Annotated in this window: 9 protein-coding genes; 1 reads left to right on the top strand and 8 read right to left on the bottom strand. The window is 72.3% G+C overall.

Annotation, left to right across the window (positions count from 1 at the left end; translation table 11 throughout):
• The first annotated feature begins 22 nt into the window (after positions 1-22).
• Complete coding sequence (locus tag K7G59_RS21400) at positions 23-4633, top strand: hypothetical protein (protein ID WP_225836595.1); 4611 nt, start codon at positions 23-25, stop codon at positions 4631-4633.
• A 3-nt stretch (positions 4634-4636) separates the two neighbouring features.
• Here the strand turns inward: K7G59_RS21400 and K7G59_RS21395 are convergent, their stop codons facing one another.
• From K7G59_RS21395 to K7G59_RS21360, 8 genes are all read right to left on the bottom strand, one after another.
• Entirely contained in the window at positions 4637-6187 is a 1551-nt protein-coding gene (locus K7G59_RS21395) for a GMC family oxidoreductase (protein WP_225836593.1), read from the bottom strand.
• A gap of 27 nt (positions 6188-6214) precedes the next feature.
• Positions 6215-7786: an APC family permease gene (locus K7G59_RS21390; RefSeq protein ID WP_225836591.1), complete on the bottom strand. Its 1572-nt coding sequence runs from the start codon at positions 7784-7786 to the stop codon at positions 6215-6217.
• A 12-nt stretch (positions 7787-7798) separates the two neighbouring features.
• Complete coding sequence (locus K7G59_RS21385; protein ID WP_225836589.1) at positions 7799-9265, bottom strand: aldehyde dehydrogenase family protein; 1467 nt, start codon at positions 9263-9265, stop codon at positions 7799-7801.
• Complete coding sequence (locus K7G59_RS21380) at positions 9258-10394, bottom strand: aromatic ring-hydroxylating dioxygenase subunit alpha (protein WP_225836587.1); 1137 nt, start codon at positions 10392-10394, stop codon at positions 9258-9260. The genes K7G59_RS21385 and K7G59_RS21380 overlap by 8 nt, the downstream gene beginning before the upstream one ends.
• A gap of 8 nt (positions 10395-10402) precedes the next feature.
• Positions 10403-11557 (bottom strand): N-methyl-L-tryptophan oxidase, encoded by a 1155-nt coding sequence (gene solA, locus K7G59_RS21375; protein WP_225836585.1) that lies wholly within the window; start codon positions 11555-11557, stop codon positions 10403-10405.
• 9 nt (positions 11558-11566) lie between these two features.
• Positions 11567-14071 (bottom strand): FAD-dependent oxidoreductase, encoded by a 2505-nt coding sequence (locus K7G59_RS21370; RefSeq protein WP_225836583.1) that lies wholly within the window; start codon positions 14069-14071, stop codon positions 11567-11569.
• 62 nt (positions 14072-14133) lie between these two features.
• Positions 14134-14754, bottom strand: a complete 621-nt coding sequence (locus K7G59_RS21365) for an MBL fold metallo-hydrolase (RefSeq protein WP_225836581.1) — start codon at positions 14752-14754, stop codon at positions 14134-14136.
• Positions 14751-15836, bottom strand: coding sequence for an S-(hydroxymethyl)mycothiol dehydrogenase (locus K7G59_RS21360; RefSeq protein ID WP_225836579.1), 1086 nt, complete (start codon positions 15834-15836; stop codon positions 14751-14753). The genes K7G59_RS21365 and K7G59_RS21360 overlap by 4 nt, the downstream gene beginning before the upstream one ends.
• Between the last annotated feature and the right edge of the window lie 34 nt (positions 15837-15870).

Here is a 15870-nt window from a genome sequence, read left to right as displayed (position 1 = left end):
AGACTTACGACGAGAGTCCGCCATGTACGAGCTGTCCCGGGTCCGCCTCTACTCCATCGGGCCCGCCGGTGCGCGCTACGCCGACACCGTGCTTGACCTGCGGGGCGTGGGCGAGCCCGTGCCCGACCCGGCGCCCACGCAGGCGGAGTTCTTCGAGGAGGAGCCGACCGGACCGCCGCGCCGGCCCGCGCCCGCGGGCGTGCTGTTCCTGGAGAACGGCGGCGGCAAGTCCGTGCTGCTCAAGCTGATCTTCTCGGTGATGCTGCCGGGCCACCGCAACACCCTCGGCGGCGCCAGCTCCGGCGTGCTGCGCAAGTTCCTGCTCGCCGACGACTGCGGACACGTGGCCCTGGAGTGGCAGCACGTGCAGACCGGCGAGTGCGTCGTCGTCGGCAAGGTCAGCGAGTGGCGCGGCCGTCAGGTCTCCAACGACCCCCGCAAGTTCGCGGAGGCCTGGTACTCCTTCCGGCCCGGACCTGGACTCAGCCTGGACAACCTCCCCGTCGCCGAGTCCACCGCCGTACGGCCGCCCGCGGAGGGCTCCTCCGGCGCCCAGGGCCGCCGCCGCACCATGAAGGGTTTCCGGGACGCCCTCACCGAGGCGGGGAAGGCGTACCCGCACCTGGAGGTGCACTGGGAGGAGACCCACGAACGCTGGACCGAGCACCTCGGCGACCTCGGCCTCGACCCCGAACTCTTCCGCTACCAGCGGGAGATGAACGCCGACGAGGGCGAGGCGGCCGGCCTCTTCGCGGTCAAGAAGGACTCCGACTTCACCGACCTGCTGCTGCGCGCGGTCACCGACACCCGCGACACCGACGGCCTCGCCGACCTGGTCAGCGGCTTCGGCAACAAGCTGGGCCGACGCGCCGAACTGATGGCCGAACGGGACTTCACCGCCGGTTCCGTGGACCTGCTCGGGCGGATCGTGGAGGCGGCCGAGGCCCGCTCACGCGCGCGTGACGTCCACGCCGGCGCCGAGCGCCGCACCCGAACGCTGGCCCGGCGGCTGTCCGCGCGGGCCGTGCGGGAGCGGGTGCGGGCCGCCGACCTCGCCCAGCGGGTCACGGCCGCCGCCTACGCCGTCACGCACTCCGAGGGCGCCCGTGAGCGCAGTGCCCTGGTCGCCGCCGAACTCGCCTACCGGCACGCCTCCCTGGCGCTCGCCGCCGCCGAGAAGTCCGCCGCCGCACAGAAACGCGAGCTGGCCGACGCGCGCACGCTGCACGCCGCGTGGCAGGCCGCCGAGGCCGCGCTGCGCCACCGTGCCGCCGCCGACCGGGTCGCGCGCGTGTCCGCCGCCATCCAGGAGGCCGAGCGGGACGCGGCCCCCGCGCTCGCCGCCCGCGCCAAGGCCGCCGTGGACCTGGTACGGGCCCTGCACACGGCGGCCGGGAGCGCCGAGTCCCTCGCCAACGAGGAGGAGGAGCGCTCCGCCGCCCTCCAGGAGGTCAGCGACGCCGCCTACCGCGACAACACGGCTGCCGCCACCGAGGCGCAGCGCGCCCGCAGCGAGGCCGGGCACCTGCGCCAGCGCCTCGCCGAGGTCGAGCAGGAGACCGCCGAGGCCGTCCGCGCGGGCTGGCTCGACGACAGCGCCCCGGACGCCGACCCGGCCCGTGCCGCGCTCGCCGCCAGCGACGCCGAGAAGACCGCCGTGGCCGCCTGGGACGCGGCCCGCGAAGCCGCCCGCACGGCCACCGAGCACGCGCGCGAGGCGGCCGCGGCAGAGTCCCGCGCGGAACTCACCGCGGCCCGCGCGGCCGACGCGGCGACGGCCGCGGAGCGCTCGTACGACGCCGAGCGCCGGCTCGCCGAGGCACTGGCGGCCGAGAAGCGGCTCGCGGAACTGCTGGGCCTCACGGGCGACGACCGCCCGCTGATCCCCCAGCCGCGCCATGACGGCGAGACGGGCGACGCACGGCAGGCCGTGCTCAGCCCCGAGGAACTCGACCGCTTCGCCGACGACCTGCGCGCACTCCTCGACGACACCGTGTCCACCGCCGAACGGCACCTGTTCGAGCTGCGCACCGCCGCCGCCGACGACGCCCGCATCCTCGGCGCCCTCGGCGACGGCGGACTGCTGCCGCCCGGCCCCGACGTGCTGGCCACCGTCGAGTACCTCGGCGAGCACGGCATCCCCGCGCTGCCCGGCTGGCGCTACCTCGCCCAGGCCGTCGACCCCGCCGACCACGCGCGCGTGCTCGCCGCCCGCCCCGAACTGGTCGACGGCGTGATCATCACCGACCCGGACACACACGTGCGTGCCCGCGAGGCGCTCGCCGAGGCGGCCCTGCTGCCACGCTCGGCCGTCGCCGTCGGAACGGCCGCGGCCCTGCTCGCCCCGCCGCCCGCCGCCGGCGCCGGCTCCGGTGACGTCTTCCTCGTGCCGCCGAACCCGGCCATGCACGACGAGCACGCCGCAGACGAGGAGCGGCAGGCACTGCGCGTACGGGCCACCGAGCGCGACGAGGAGATCCGCGCCCTGGCCGCCCGGCTCGGCAAGGACCGCGAGCTGGCCGCCCGGCTCGCCTCCTGGCGCACCGGCTGCCCGGCCGGCCGGCTCACCGAACTCGCCCAGGCCGCCCGGGACGCGCGCGCGTTCGCCGAGGAGGCCGAGGCCGAACTCACCGAGGCCCGGACCGCCCGTGCGGAGGCCGACGAGAGCGCCGCCGAGAGCACGCGGGTCCGGGACGAGCGGCAGGAGGCCGCGCAGAAGGCCCGTCGCGCCGCCGACGCCCTCGCCGGACTCGCCTACCGGCTGCGCGAGCGAGCCGGCTGGCAGGCCCGCCTGCGCGAACTCGCCGACGAGGCCGCCGAGTGCGAGGTCCGCGCCCAGGCCTGCCTGGAGCGCGCGCGAGCCGCCGACGAGGACCGCCGCGCCGCCCAGCGAGCCGCCGACGACGCCCGACGCACCGCGCGTGCGCTGCGCGCCGAGCGCTCCGAGATCGCCGGCGCCCCCGACGACGTACCGGACGACGGCACCGACGCCCCCGAGGCCCCCCTGGCCGCCCTCCGCGAGGCCTACCGGGCCGCCTCGCAGGTGTACGAGAAGGTCGGCGTCGGCGCCGACCTGCGCGCCGAGCAGGCCCGCGCGGAGAGCGACGAGAGCGCGGCCCGCGCCGAACTGGACCGCCTCAGCAACAAGGTCCGCACCCGCGCCGAGCAACTCCTGCAGTCGCCTGACGGCTCCGACGGCCCCTCCCGGCAGGCCGCGGCCGCACGCGCGGAGGAGCTGGTGCAGCTCCTGGAGACCCGTATGTCGTCCGCGAGCGAGCAGCTCGGCCGGCTGCGTGGCGAGGCCGAGCGTCTCGCCCCCGAGGACGGCGAGGCGCACACCGGGCTGTCCGAGGAACTCGTCCCGCGCGACGCCGAGCACGCCCAGGCCCTGCTGCGCACCGCCACCGCCGAACTCGCGGCCCGCACCGAGGCGCTGGCTCAGGCCCGCGAGGCACACGCCGAGCTGCTGGAGGCCCACCGGGCCGCCGAGGACGCGGCAGGCGGCTTCGACGAGATCGCCGCGATGCTCCGCGACCTGCTGCGCGAGCACGCCTTGGAAGAGGAGCAGGACGAACCGGAGCCCTACCCCGGCACCCTGGAGGAGGCCCGGCACTCCGGCGCCGAGGCCCGCCGCTCGCTGCGCGGCTGCGCCGCCGACCTGTCCGCCGCCGAGTCGGCCGTGCGCGAGGCGAGCGACGTCCTCGTCCGGCACGCCAACTCCACGCGCTACGAACAGGTCCGCACCCCCGCCCGGCAGCAGATCCGCGAGCTGCCCGCCTCCGCCCTGCCCGAGCACGCCCAGAGGTGGGCGGACGCCTTCGCACCCCGGCTGCGCGTCCTGACCGACGAGTTGGCGCAGCTGGAGCGCAACCGTGACTCGATCGTGGACCGCCTGCGCGGCCTCGTGGAGTCGGCGCTGGCGACGCTCAGGTCCGCCCAGCGGCTCTCCCGGCTGCCCGAAGGGCTCGGCGAGTGGTCGGGACAGGAGTTCCTGCGCATCCGCTTCGAGGAACCCGACCAGGCAACGCTCACCGAACGGCTCGGCGACGTCATCGACGAGGCCACACGCGCGGCCGTCAAGAAGAACTCCGACCTGCGCCGCGACGGCATGTCCCTGCTGCTGCGCGGAGTCGCCGCCGCCCTCCAGCCCAAGGGCGTGGCCGTCGAGATCCTCAAGCCCGACGCCGTACTGCGCGCCGAGCGCGTTCCCGTCGGGCAGATGGGCGACGTGTTCTCGGGCGGTCAGCTGCTGACGGCCGCCATCGCCCTGTACTGCACGATGGCGGCCCTGCGCTCCAACGACCGGGGCCGGGACAAGCACCGGCACGCCGGCACGCTGTTCCTGGACAACCCGATCGGCCGCGCCAACGCCACGTACCTGCTGGAGCTGCAGCGGGCCGTGTCGGATGCGCTGGGCGTGCAGCTGCTGTACACCACAGGCCTGTTCGACACGACCGCGCTCGCGGAGTTCCCGCTGGTCATCCGGCTGCGCAACGACGCCGACCTCAGAGCGGGCCTGAAGTACATCAGCGTCGAGGAACACCTGCGGCCCGGTCTGCCCCAGCAGCCCCAGGCCGGAGAAACGGTGCACAGCGAGATCACGGCGACCCGGGTGTTCCGGCGCCCGGCATGACGGTCAGGCGTCCTCCTTCAGAAGGTCCGCGCACTTCTCCCCGATCACCATCGTGGTGATGCACGGGTTGACGGCGATCAGGTCGGGCATCACCGACCCGTCGGCGACCCGCAGCCCCTCGACCCCCTTGACCCGCAGCCGCGCGTCGAGCGGGGCCGAGGGGTCGTCGTCGGCTCCCATCTTCACCGTGCAGGAAGGGTGGTAGACGGTGTTGTGGGTCTTGCGGATGTAGTCGAGGAGTTCGTCGTCCGACCGCACATCCGGTCCCGGGGCCAGCTCCGCCCCCGCCCAGCCGCTCAGCGCAGGCTGCGCGGCGATCTTCCGGGCGAGCCCGAAGCCGTACGTCATCACGCGCACATCGTGCTCATGCGTGAAGTACCGGGGGTCCACCCTGGGTTTGTCCCGGTAGTCCCGGGTCCGCAGCCGCACCGTGCCCCGTGACTTCGCCTTCGTCACGTTGGGCGTCAGGCAGAACGCGTTCTCCGAGGTCGGATAGCCCCACCGCGCGGTGTTCATGTCGAACGGCACCGAACCGTAGTGGAACATCAGGTCCGGGCGGTCCAGGCCGGGTTCGGTGTCGTAGAAGACCCCTGCCTCCCACCACTGGCTGGACGTGGTCGTCATGGGCTGCCGGGCCTCCCACATGATGACGCCCTCGGGGTGGTCCTGGAGGTTCTCGCCGACGCCCGCCGAGTCCACGACCACCTCGACGCCGATCTCACGGAGATGTTCCGCCGGCCCGATGCCCGACAGCATCAGCAGCTTGGGGGAGTCGATCGAGCCACAGGAGACGATCACCTCGCGCCGGGCCCGTACCGTGCGGGTGTGCACCAGGTCCGGACCGAGGTACTCGGCGCCCGCGCACCGCCGCCCCTCCAGCACGAGTTTCCTGGCCCGCACTCCGGTCCGTACATCCAGGTTCGGCCGCTTGCCCAGCACCGGGTGCAGGTACGCCACGGACGAGGACTGGCGGATGTTGTTCTCGTCGGAGTTGATCTGGAACCAGTTCGCCCCGCGCACCACGGTCCTGCCGGTGTTGAACGGGACCGTGGGTATGCCCGCCTGTGCGCACGCCTCCAGCAGGGCCGTGCCGCACGGGTCCTCGCCCTTGAGCGTGCGCAGTCTCACCGGACCGCTGCGGCCGTGATGGTCGCCGGGCGCGTCGTTGTTCTCCAGCCGCCGGTACAGCGGGAACAGGTCGGCCGCGCTCCAGCCCCTGCAGCCCTGTGCGGCCCAGTCGTCCAGGTCCTCCGCGGGCGCCCAGAAGGCGATGCAGGAGTTGTGCGACGAACAGCCGCCCAGCACCTTCGCGCGCGCGTGCCGCATAAAACTGTTGCCGCCGGCCTGCGGCTCGACCGGGTAGTCCCAGTCGTAGCCGGACTCGAGCAGCCCCATCCAGCGCTCCAGTCTGAGGACGTCGTCGTCGCCGACGTCGCTCGGGCCGGCCTCCAGGACGCACACCGTCACGGACGGGTCCTCGGAGAGCCGCGCCGCCACGACGTTGCCCGCGGTGCCGCCGCCGACCACGACGTAGTCGAACTCATCGATGCTCATGAGCAGTGACCTCCTGGGAGTCGGGACTCAGTCGGCCGCCGGAGCGGCGAGCGGTGCGGACGGGGCGGCGGGCGCGGCCTCCAGGCGGTGCTCGGCGAGCACGCCGGTCCGGCGGCGCTGGACGAACCAGTAGTAGGCGAAGCCGCCGCCCGAGATGACCGCGACGAACAGCACCGCACCCCAGCGCAGGTACCAGTGGTACGGCGCGGACGCGTTGTAGACGGCGGCCCGCGGCCAGATCAGGTTGACCGTCATGGCCGCGCCCCACACCACCGCGACGATGTTGACCGGCAGCCCCCAGCGGCCCAGCGAGAACCTGTCCCCGCCCGCCGGCTGCCACTTCCCGCGCAGCCGGGCCACCAGCATTGGCGCGGTCACGCCCAGATAGGCCAGGTAGATCATGACGATGCCGATGCTGGTGACGACCGTGAAGATCTGCGGCTGGCGGATGTTGACCACGAGGATCGCCAGCGCCAGCACACCGATGATCACGGCCGGCAGCACCGGAGTCTGGAAGCGCGGGCTGACCCGGGCCATCAGCGAGGACGCGGGCAGGTTGTTGTCGCGGGCCATCGCGAAGGCCAGCCGGATCGCCGCCGTGTGCACGGCCAGGGCGCACACCGTGACGGCGATCAGCACGCACCACAGCATGGCCTTGCCGGCCGTCGGGCCGAGCACGTCCAGCACGACGTACTGGAGGCCGTCCGTGGACAGTTTGTCGCCCTTGAGGCTGGAGACGCTCATCAGCGCCAGCAGCAGCACGAGACCGCCCAGGAGGAACGAGGCGACGATCGCCCGGACGATGGCGCGCGGGGCGTTGCGGGACGGGTCCAGCGACTCCTCGCCGAGCGAGGCGGCGGTGTCGAAGCCGTACATGACGTACGCCGACGCGAGCGAGGCGACCAGGAACGCGCCCAGGTACCCGGTGGAGTAGCCCGCGCCCGTGTGGTTCGTCTCCATGACGACTTGAGGGCCCCGGGTGATGTGGACGGCGAACAGGATGATCAATACAACGGTGGCGATCAACTCGATGAAGACACCCGCGGTGTTGATCGTGGCCATCAGCTTGACGCCGAAAGCATTGACGAGCGTGGTGAACAGGATCAACACGGCCGCCAGGACGACCGCGTTCGTCGCCACGTCGTACTTCCCCGTGCCGTCCCCCACGAACTGGAAGGCGGACGAGATCTGCGGCAGGGTCAACTGATAGGCGAGCGCGACGGCCGAGATGGACACGATGGACGCGATCAACATCATCCACCCGGCCAGCCAGCCGAGATGCGGATTGCCGATCTTCTTGGACCAGTTGTAGACCGATCCCGCCACCGGATAGCGGGCGGCCAGCTCGGCGAAACACAGAGCGACCATGAACTGGCCGGCGAACACCATCGGCCACGACCACCAGTAGGCGGGGCCGCCGCTGCCGTAGCCGAAGTAGAAGAGCTGGAAGGTGCCGGTCAGGATCGAGATGTAGCTGATCCCGGCGGCGAAGGTGTGGAAGTTGCCCAGGGTGCGCTTGAGTTCGGGTCTGTAGCCGAACTCGGCGAGTTCGGCGTCGTCGTGGTGGTGTGGGCCTGGCGATTGCTCGGTGGGCGTCATGAGCGGACTCCTTCAGGCGAACCAGCCTTGCGGCGCGGGCGCGGTGGCGCGCCAGATGTGCTTCGTCTCGCGGTACTCGGCGAGCCCTGCGGGCCCGAGTTCGCGGCCGAACCCGGACTGCTTGTAACCTCCCCATTCGGCCTGCGGCACATACGGGTGGTAGTCGTTGATCCAGACCGTGCCGAGCCGCAGCCGCGCGGCGACCCGGGCGGCCCTGGCCTCGTCGCTCGTCCACACGGCGCCGGCGAGCCCGTAGACGGTGTCGTTGGCGAGCCGGACGGCCTCCTCCTCGCCGTGGAACCGCTCGACGGTCAGCACCGGCCCGAAGGACTCCTCCTGCACCACGGTCATGCCGCTGGTGCACTCGTCCAGGACGGTCGGCAGGTAGTAGAAGCCCTCGTCGTAGCCGGGACCCGTGGGCCGGGCGCCGCCGCAGCGCAGCACCGCGCCCTCCTGAAGCCCTCTGGCCACGTAGGCCTCCACCCCGGCCCGATGGGCCGCCGAGATCAGCGGCCCGGTGTGGGCCCGCTCGTCGAACGGCCCGCCCAGCCGGATGCGCCGCGCCCGCCGTACGACCTCGTCGACGAACCGGTCGTGCAGCGTGTCTTCTACCAGCAACCGGGCCCCCGCCGAGCACACCTGCCCGGAGTGCAGGAACACGGCGGTCAGCGCCATGTCGACCGCGGCCTCGAAGGCGGCGTCCGCGAAGACGATGTTCGGGTTCTTGCCGCCGAGTTCCAGCGCGACCTTCTTCACCGTGCCGGCCGCCGCCGCCATCAGCCGGCGACCGGTCCGCAGACCGCCCGTGAACGACACCAGGTCGACGTCCGGATGGTCGCCGAGCGGAGCTCCCGCCTCGGGGCCTGCGCCCAGCACCAGGTTGGCCACGCCCGCCGGCAGTCCTGCCTCCGCCAGCAGCCGGACCAGGCGGATCGCCGTGTGCGGGGTCAGTTCGCTCGGCTTCAGCACGAAGGTGTTGCCGGCCGCGAGGGCCGGGGCGGCCTTCCACGCGGTCTGCAACAGCGGGTAGTTCCAGGGCGTGATCAGCGCGCAGACGCCGACGGGCTCGTACACCACCCGGCTGTCGACGTCCTCCCGGCCGGTGTGGATCACCCGCCCGGTCTCACCCGCCGCCAGCCGCCCGAAGTAGCGGAAGCAGTTCACGACGTCGTCGATGTCGCCGGTGCTCTCCACCAGCCGCTTGCCCGTGTCCAGGGACTCGGCGCGGGCGAGGGCGTCCCTGTCGCGGACGAGCAGGTCGGCGACCCGCAGCAGCAGGTCACCGCGCTCCTCGGGGGTCGTACGCGGCCACGGGCCGGTGTCGAAGGCACGGCGGGCCGCCGCGATCGCCTCTGCCGTGTCCTTGCCGCACGCCTCGTCCACGACCCCCACCAGGGAGCCGTCCGCGGGACAGCGGATCTCGCGGATGCGCCCGTCCAGGGCGCCGCGCCACTCGCCGTCGATGTACAGATCAGGCACGGGCGTCTCCCAGCCGGCCGAGCAGCCATTCGTGGAAGATCCCGATGTGGTGCTCGCTGGGGACGAGCACACCGCCGCTGCGGTACGCGCGCGAGGACATCGCCGGCTGGGTGCGCTCACACGCCGCGAAGTCCTGGACGTTGACCCGGTGGAACAGCTCCACCGACTTCGACACGTCCGCGCCCGAGGCCACCACCTCTGGTGCGTACAGCCAGTCGCACTCCACCGACGTGCGGTCCTCGGCCAGCGGGAACATGCGGTGCAGGATGACGTGGTCCGGTACGAGGTTGACGAACACGGTCGGCTTGACGGTGATGGCGTAGTAGCGGCGGTCCTGCTCCGCGCTGACCTCGGCCAGCTTGCCGAAGCCCGCGCTGCCGTCGACCGTGAACCCCTGGATCCGCTCGCCGAACTCGGCACCGTGGCCCACGTAGTACTGGGCCGCGTAACCCTTCGCGAACTCCGGGAGCACTGCGGTGAGCTCGGGGTGGATCGTCGCGCAGTGGTAGCACTCCATGAAGTTCTCGACGATCAGCTTCCAGTTGGCTTTCACCTCGTAGGTGATGCGCTTGCCGAGGGCCAGGTTCTCGGTGCCGTAGTGCTCGATGGCGGCTGCGTCGCCGAGCCGTTCGACCGCCGCGTACATCACGGTGTCCTCGAAGGAGGGCGGTTCGTCGGCGAGGCACACCCAGGCATAGCCGAGCCATTCGCGCAGGGCAACCTTGATCAACCCGTAAGCGACCCGGTCGACGTCGGGCATCTTGATCAAGTTGGGTGCGGCGATCAACTTGCCGTCAAGGTCGTACGTCCAGGCGTGGTACGGGCACTGGAGGCTGCGGCGCACCTGGCCGGACTCCTCGGTGCACAGTCGCGCCCCGCGATGCCGGCACACATTGAGGAACGCGCGCAGTTCGCCGCTGCGGGAGCGGGTGATGACGATGCTCTCGCGGCCCACCCGGACCGTGCGGAAGGCACCCGGCCCGCTCAGGTCGGCGCTGCGGACCGCGCAGAACCACATGGACTCGAAGAGCTTCTCCTGTTCCTTCCGGAAGATCTCCGGGTCGGTGTAGTAGCGGCCGGGCAGCGTCGCGATGAGGCTCGCGGGGGCCGGGGTCGTCGACACGGGCATGCTCCTCGTCAGGCGGGCGCGGCGGCGAGCCGGGCGGGGTCGAACAGGCCGATGGGGTGCGCGGTGGAGCCGGTCAGCGCCAGATCGGCGAGGATTTCACCGACGACGGGCACGAACTTGAAACCGTGCCCGGAGAACCCGCAGGCCACGGTGACCGACGCCGGGTGGGCGGGGTGCCGGGCGATCACGAAGTGCTCGTCCGGGGTGTTGGAGTACATGCAGGTGGCGGCCTTGAGGAAGGTGCCGGGCAGGTCGGGGATGCAGCGGGACATGTGCTGCGCCATCGCCTCGACCTCGTCCTCGTGCACGGTCCGGTCGATGGTCTCCGGGGTGGTGACCCGGCCCTTCCGGAAGAAGGCGACCTTCGCGCCCAGTTCCGGGCCGTCGATGGCCGGGAAGCCGTACACCTGGACGCCCTCGGCGTCCTCCCAGATGTAGATCGGGTGGTTCTCCGGGCGGAACGGCTCGGTGCCGCCCCGCGGCTGGAACCAGTACATGACCTGCCGTTCGATGGTGAACGGCACCCCGAGGTCGGCGAGCAGCCGCGGCGCCCACGCACCAGGGCAGATCACCAACCCGGCCGCCGTGTAGGTGGTCACGCCCGTGTGGACGCGCACCCCGCCCCGGTACGGCTCCCAGCGCACCACCGGCTCCTCGAAGTGCAGCTCGGCGCCCTGGCGGGTGGCGAGCTGCAGATGCGCGGCGACGGTGTTCTCGGGGCGGAGCAGACCTGCCTTCTTCTCGTACAGGGCCACTTCGTCGTCGCGCGGGGCGAGAGTGGGGAAGCGGCGGCGGATCTCCTTCGCGTCGAGCATCTCGTGCGGCAGGTCCCACCGCAGCGCCGAGCGCAGAGAGCCGGAGACCGTCCGCGACTCCGGCCGGCCGATCATCACACCGCCGCCGAGGACGGCGATCTCCCGGCCCGTCTCCCGCGCCAGGTCCTCGTACAGCTCGTAGGCGCGCAGCAGCAGCGGCACGTACGCCGGGTCCTCGAAGTAGGACTGCCGGGTGATCCGCGAACCGCCGTGACTGGAGCCGCGGTTGTGCACCGGGCCGAACTTCTCCAGCCCGAGCACGCGGGCGCCGCGCGCGGACAGGTGGTGGGCGGCGGCGCTGCCCATGCCGCCGAGGCCGATGACGATGACGTCGTAAGACGGTGACACGGGCGCCTCCTAGTGACGGATGCGGGTCATCTCCGGGTCGAAAAGCGGTTCTTCGGCGACCGTGGCCGGCACCTTCTCGCCGAAGTACTCGATGTGCACGCCCGTGCCGGTGGCGAGACCGGCCGGCAGCCAGGCGTAGGCGACACAGCGGCCCAGCGTGTAGCCGTACGACGCGCTGGTCACGTAGCCGGCGGGGGTCCCGCCGACGAACACGGGCTCCTTGCCGAGCACCACGGCGGCCGGATCGTCGAGGAGGAGCGGGGTGAGCCGGCGGGCCGGCGCGGGCAGGCGCCGCAGGGCCTCCTGACCGACGAACTCCTCCTTGTCCATGCGGACCGCGAAACCGAGTCCCGCCTCGAAGGGGTTGTGCTCGTCGGTCATGTCGACGCCCCAGGCCCGGTACCCCTTCTCCAGACGCAGGGAGTTGAAGGCGGACCGGCCGGCGGCAAGCACGCCGAGGTCCCGTCCGGCCTCCCACAGCGTGTCCCAGAGCCTCAGACCCAGGTCGGCCGTGGTGTACAGCTCCCAGCCCAGCTCGCCCACATAGCTCAGGCGCATCGCGGTCACCGGCACATGTCCGATGTACGTCTGCTTCACCCGGAAGTAGCCGAAGCCCTCGTGGGAGAAGTCGTCGCCGGCCAGCGGCTGGACGAGGGCGCGGGCGAGGGGGCCCCAGACGCCGATGCAGCAGGTGCCGGAGGTGATGTCGTGGATCCGGACGTCGGCGGGCGCGTGGCGGAGCAGCCGGTCCAGGTCGGCGGGGGAGTTGGCGCCGACCTGGAAGCGGTCGGGACCGAGGCGGGCGACCGTGAGGTCGGAGCGGATGCCTCCGGTCTCGTCCAGGAGCAGCGTGTAGGTGACCGCCCCCGGCTTCTTGCGGAGGTTGTTGCTGGTCATGCGGTCGAGGAAGGTGAGGGCGCCGGGTCCGGTGACCTCCAGACGACGCAGCGGGGTCATGTCGTACAGGGCGACCCTCTCGCGGGTCGCCTTCGCCTCGGCGGCGGCGACGGGGGACCAGTAGCGGGCCGACCAGGCGTCACGTGCGGGCAGGTCGCCGAGGGCGTCCACGAGCGGGGCGTTGGCCTCGTACCAGTGCGGTCGCTCCCAGCCGGTGCCCTCGAGGAAGTACGCGCCGAGTTCCTGCTGGCGTGCGTAGAAGGGGCTGACCCGCAGCGGCCGGGGCCGGTCCATGGGCTGGAGGGGGTGCAGTACGTCATACACCTCCACGAACTGCTGTGAACCGCGTTCACGGACGTACGACGGTGAACGCTGCGCTTCCTCGAATCGCGCGAGGTCGCACTCGTGCACGTCGATCGCCGGCCGGCCGTCCACCATCCACTCGGCGACCGCCTTGGCGACACCGGCGGAATGCGTGACCCAGACCGCCTCCGCCAGCCAGAAGCCCCGCAGCTGCTGCGCCTCCCCGAGGACCGGCATGCCGTCCGGGGTGAACGAGAACACCCCGTTGAACCCGCTCTCGATCTCCACCCCGCGCAGCGCGGGCAGCAGCCGTCGGCAGTCCTCCCAGCTCGGCTCCCAGTCCTCCGCCGTGAAGGGGAACGAGGAGGGCATCTCCATGTCCCGGGCACGCGCCTCGTCGTACGCGGGCACGGCCAACGGGTCGACCGGCAGCGGCCGGTGGGCGTACGACCCGATGCCGATGCGGTCGGTGTGCTCGCGGAAGTACAGATCGCGGTCCTGCAAGCGCAGGATGGGCCGGACCGCCTCCTGCGTGGCCCCGCTCAGCTCCGGCAACGGCCGGGTCCTCGCGTACTGGTGGGCGAGGGGCTGCAGCGGTACGTCGACCCCGGCCATACGGCCGATCACCGGGCCCCAGAACCCGGCCGCCGAGACGACGTGGTCGGCCGGGAAGGTGCCCCGGTCGGTGACCACGCCGGTGACGCGGCCGTCCTCCCGCTCGATGCCGGTGACCGTGTGCCGGTCGAGGAAGCGGGCTCCGCGCGCGGTGGCCCGGTCCATCTGGGCGCGGGCCGCGAGCAGCGCGCGGGCCAGGCCGTCGTCCGGGGTGTGGAAACCGCCGAGCACGGCCGATTCGTCCAGCAGCGGCCAGAGTTCCCTGCACCGGGCGGTGTTCACGACCTCGCCGCGGACGCCCCAGGAGGCGGCGTAACCGGCCCGGCGGTGCAGATCGGCCAGGCGCTCCGGGGTGGTGGCGAGTTCCAGGCCGCCGACCTGGTCGAAGCAGGAGACTCCGTCGACGTCGAGGGAGCGGAACTTCTCCACCGTGTACCGGGCGAACCGGGTGAGGGTCTTGGACGGGCTGGTCTGGAAGACGAGACCGGGGGCGTGCGAGGTGGATCCGCCGGGGGCGGGCAGGGGGCCCTGTTCGAGGACGGTGACGTCGGTCCAGCCGCGGGCGGTCAGTTCGTCGGCGAGGGAGCAGCCGACGATACCGGCGCCGATGACGACGACGCGGGGCCCCCGGGTGCGGACTTCGAGAGCACGGGTGCGGCCTGCCGGGGTGCGGGAGCGGTCTTCGGGTGTGCTGGACATGCCCCTCCTTGCGGGTGGCGGGGATGGCAGGTGCGGGGGAGTCGCTCGGGCTGAGGAGTCGCTCAGGCCGTGGGGATGCCCGGCCGCTCGGCGGTGACCGTGGTGTCCTGGCCGTGCCCGGTGTGGACGACGGCGAGGCCGGGCAGTGTGAGCAGCCGGGTGCGGAGGGACGCCTCCATGGTGGGGCGGTCGGAGTACGAGCGGCCGGTGGCGCCGGGGCCGCCGTGGAAGAGGGTGTCTGTGGTGAGGACGGCGCCGGCGGACCGGACGTCGAGACAGCAGCTGTCCCGGGTGTGGCGGAGGATGTGCAGGACCGGCGGTTCGACGTCGGCGACGGCCGTGACGCGGCCTTCGCTCAGCTTGCCGTCGGGCTTGTGCCCGGGGTGCGCGTGCGAGCGCAACTCGTTGTCGTCCGGGTGGAGCAGCACGGGCGCGCCGGTGGCGACGCAGAGTTCGGCCGCCGTGTCGACGTGGTCGTCGTGGGGCTGGTTGCAGACGACGGCGGTGACGTGCCGTCCCGCGACCGCCCGCTCGATCGCTACCGCGTCGTGCGCGGCGTCCACGCCCAGCACCTGGTCGTCGTCGCCGATCGCCCGGACGTTGTCGTCGACGTCGAAGGTCTCGCCGTCGAGGCCGAAGGTGCCGCGCAGGACGACGTGTTCGGCCCGCACGGCGCCGCTCAAAGGACCACCACCGAGCGCAGCACCTCACCGCGGTGCATCTTTGCGAACGCCTCCTCCACCTGGTCCAGGGTGATCGTCTCGGACACGAACGCGTTGAGGTCGAGCAGGCCGTACAGGTACTGGTCGATGAGGAACGGGAAGTCCCGGCTCGGCAGACAGTCGCCGTACCAGGAGGACTTGATGGCACCGCCGCGCGAGAAGACGTCGATCAGCGGGAGTTCGACCTTCGCGTCGGGGACGGGGACGCCGACCTGGACCAGCTGGCCCGCGTGGTCGCGCATGTAGAAGGCCTGGGTGAACGTCTCCGGCCGGCCCACCGCGTCGATCGCGATGTCGACGCCGAGGCCGTCGGTGAGCGCGCGGACCGCCTCCACCGGGTCCGTGCCCCGGGAGTTGACCGTGTGGGTGGCGCCGAACCTCTCCGCCTGGTCCAGCTTCTTGTCGTCGATGTCGACGGCGATGACTTTCATGGCGCCGTTCAGGCAGGCCCCCACGATGGCCGCGTTGCCGACGCCACCGCAGCCGATGACGGCCACCGAGTCGCCGCGGCCGACGTTCGCGGTGTTGACCGCGGCGCCGTAACCGGCCATCACCCCACAGCCGACGAGCCCCGCTGCCTCCGGACGCGCGGCAGGGTCGATCTTCACCGCCTGACCCGCTGCCACCAGTGTCTTCTCCGCGAAGGCGCCGATGCCGAGGGCGTTGGTGAGCGCGGTGCCGTCCAGCAGCGTCATCGGCTGGGCGGCGGTGCGGGAGTCGAAGCAGTACCAGGGCCGGCCGCGGCGACAGGAGCGGCAGCTGCCGCAGGGCGCGCGCCAGGCCAGCACCACGTAGTCGCCCGGCTCGAGGTCCGTGACTCCGGGGCCGACCGCCTCGATCGTCCCGGCGGCCTCGTGGCCCAGCAGGAACGGGAAGTCCTCGGTGATCGCGCCGTCCCGGTAGTGCAGATCCGTGTGGCACACCCCGCAGGCCTGCACGGTCACGAGCACTTCACCGGGACCCGGGTCGGGGACGACGATCGTCCGCACCTCCACCGGTGCGCACTTCTTCACAGCGACTACGGCACGGACCTCGTGTGGCACGACAAGCTCCTCTGCTGTTGCGCATAACACGATG

Origin of the sequence: Streptomyces sp. NK08204 (assembly GCF_020400585.1) — a bacterium.
Taxonomy (GTDB): domain Bacteria; phylum Actinomycetota; class Actinomycetes; order Streptomycetales; family Streptomycetaceae; genus Streptomyces.
Note: the sequence above shows the minus strand (reverse complement) of the source record. Positions and strands in the feature narration are given on the sequence as shown.

What these genes read in the sequence shown, in the direction of transcription:
- K7G59_RS21370 (WP_225836583.1), bottom strand. Translation starts at nt 14,071, where the DNA reads ATGTCCAGCACACCCGAAGACCGCTCCCGCACCCCGGCAGGCCGCACC.
- K7G59_RS21400 (WP_225836595.1), top strand. Translation starts at nt 23, where the DNA reads ATGTACGAGCTGTCCCGGGTCCGCCTCTACTCCATCGGGCCCGCCGGT.
- K7G59_RS21390 (WP_225836591.1), bottom strand. Translation starts at nt 7,786, where the DNA reads ATGACGCCCACCGAGCAATCGCCAGGCCCACACCACCACGACGACGCC.
- K7G59_RS21395 (WP_225836593.1), bottom strand. Translation starts at nt 6,187, where the DNA reads ATGAGCATCGATGAGTTCGACTACGTCGTGGTCGGCGGCGGCACCGCG.
- K7G59_RS21380 (WP_225836587.1), bottom strand. Translation starts at nt 10,394, where the DNA reads ATGCCCGTGTCGACGACCCCGGCCCCCGCGAGCCTCATCGCGACGCTG.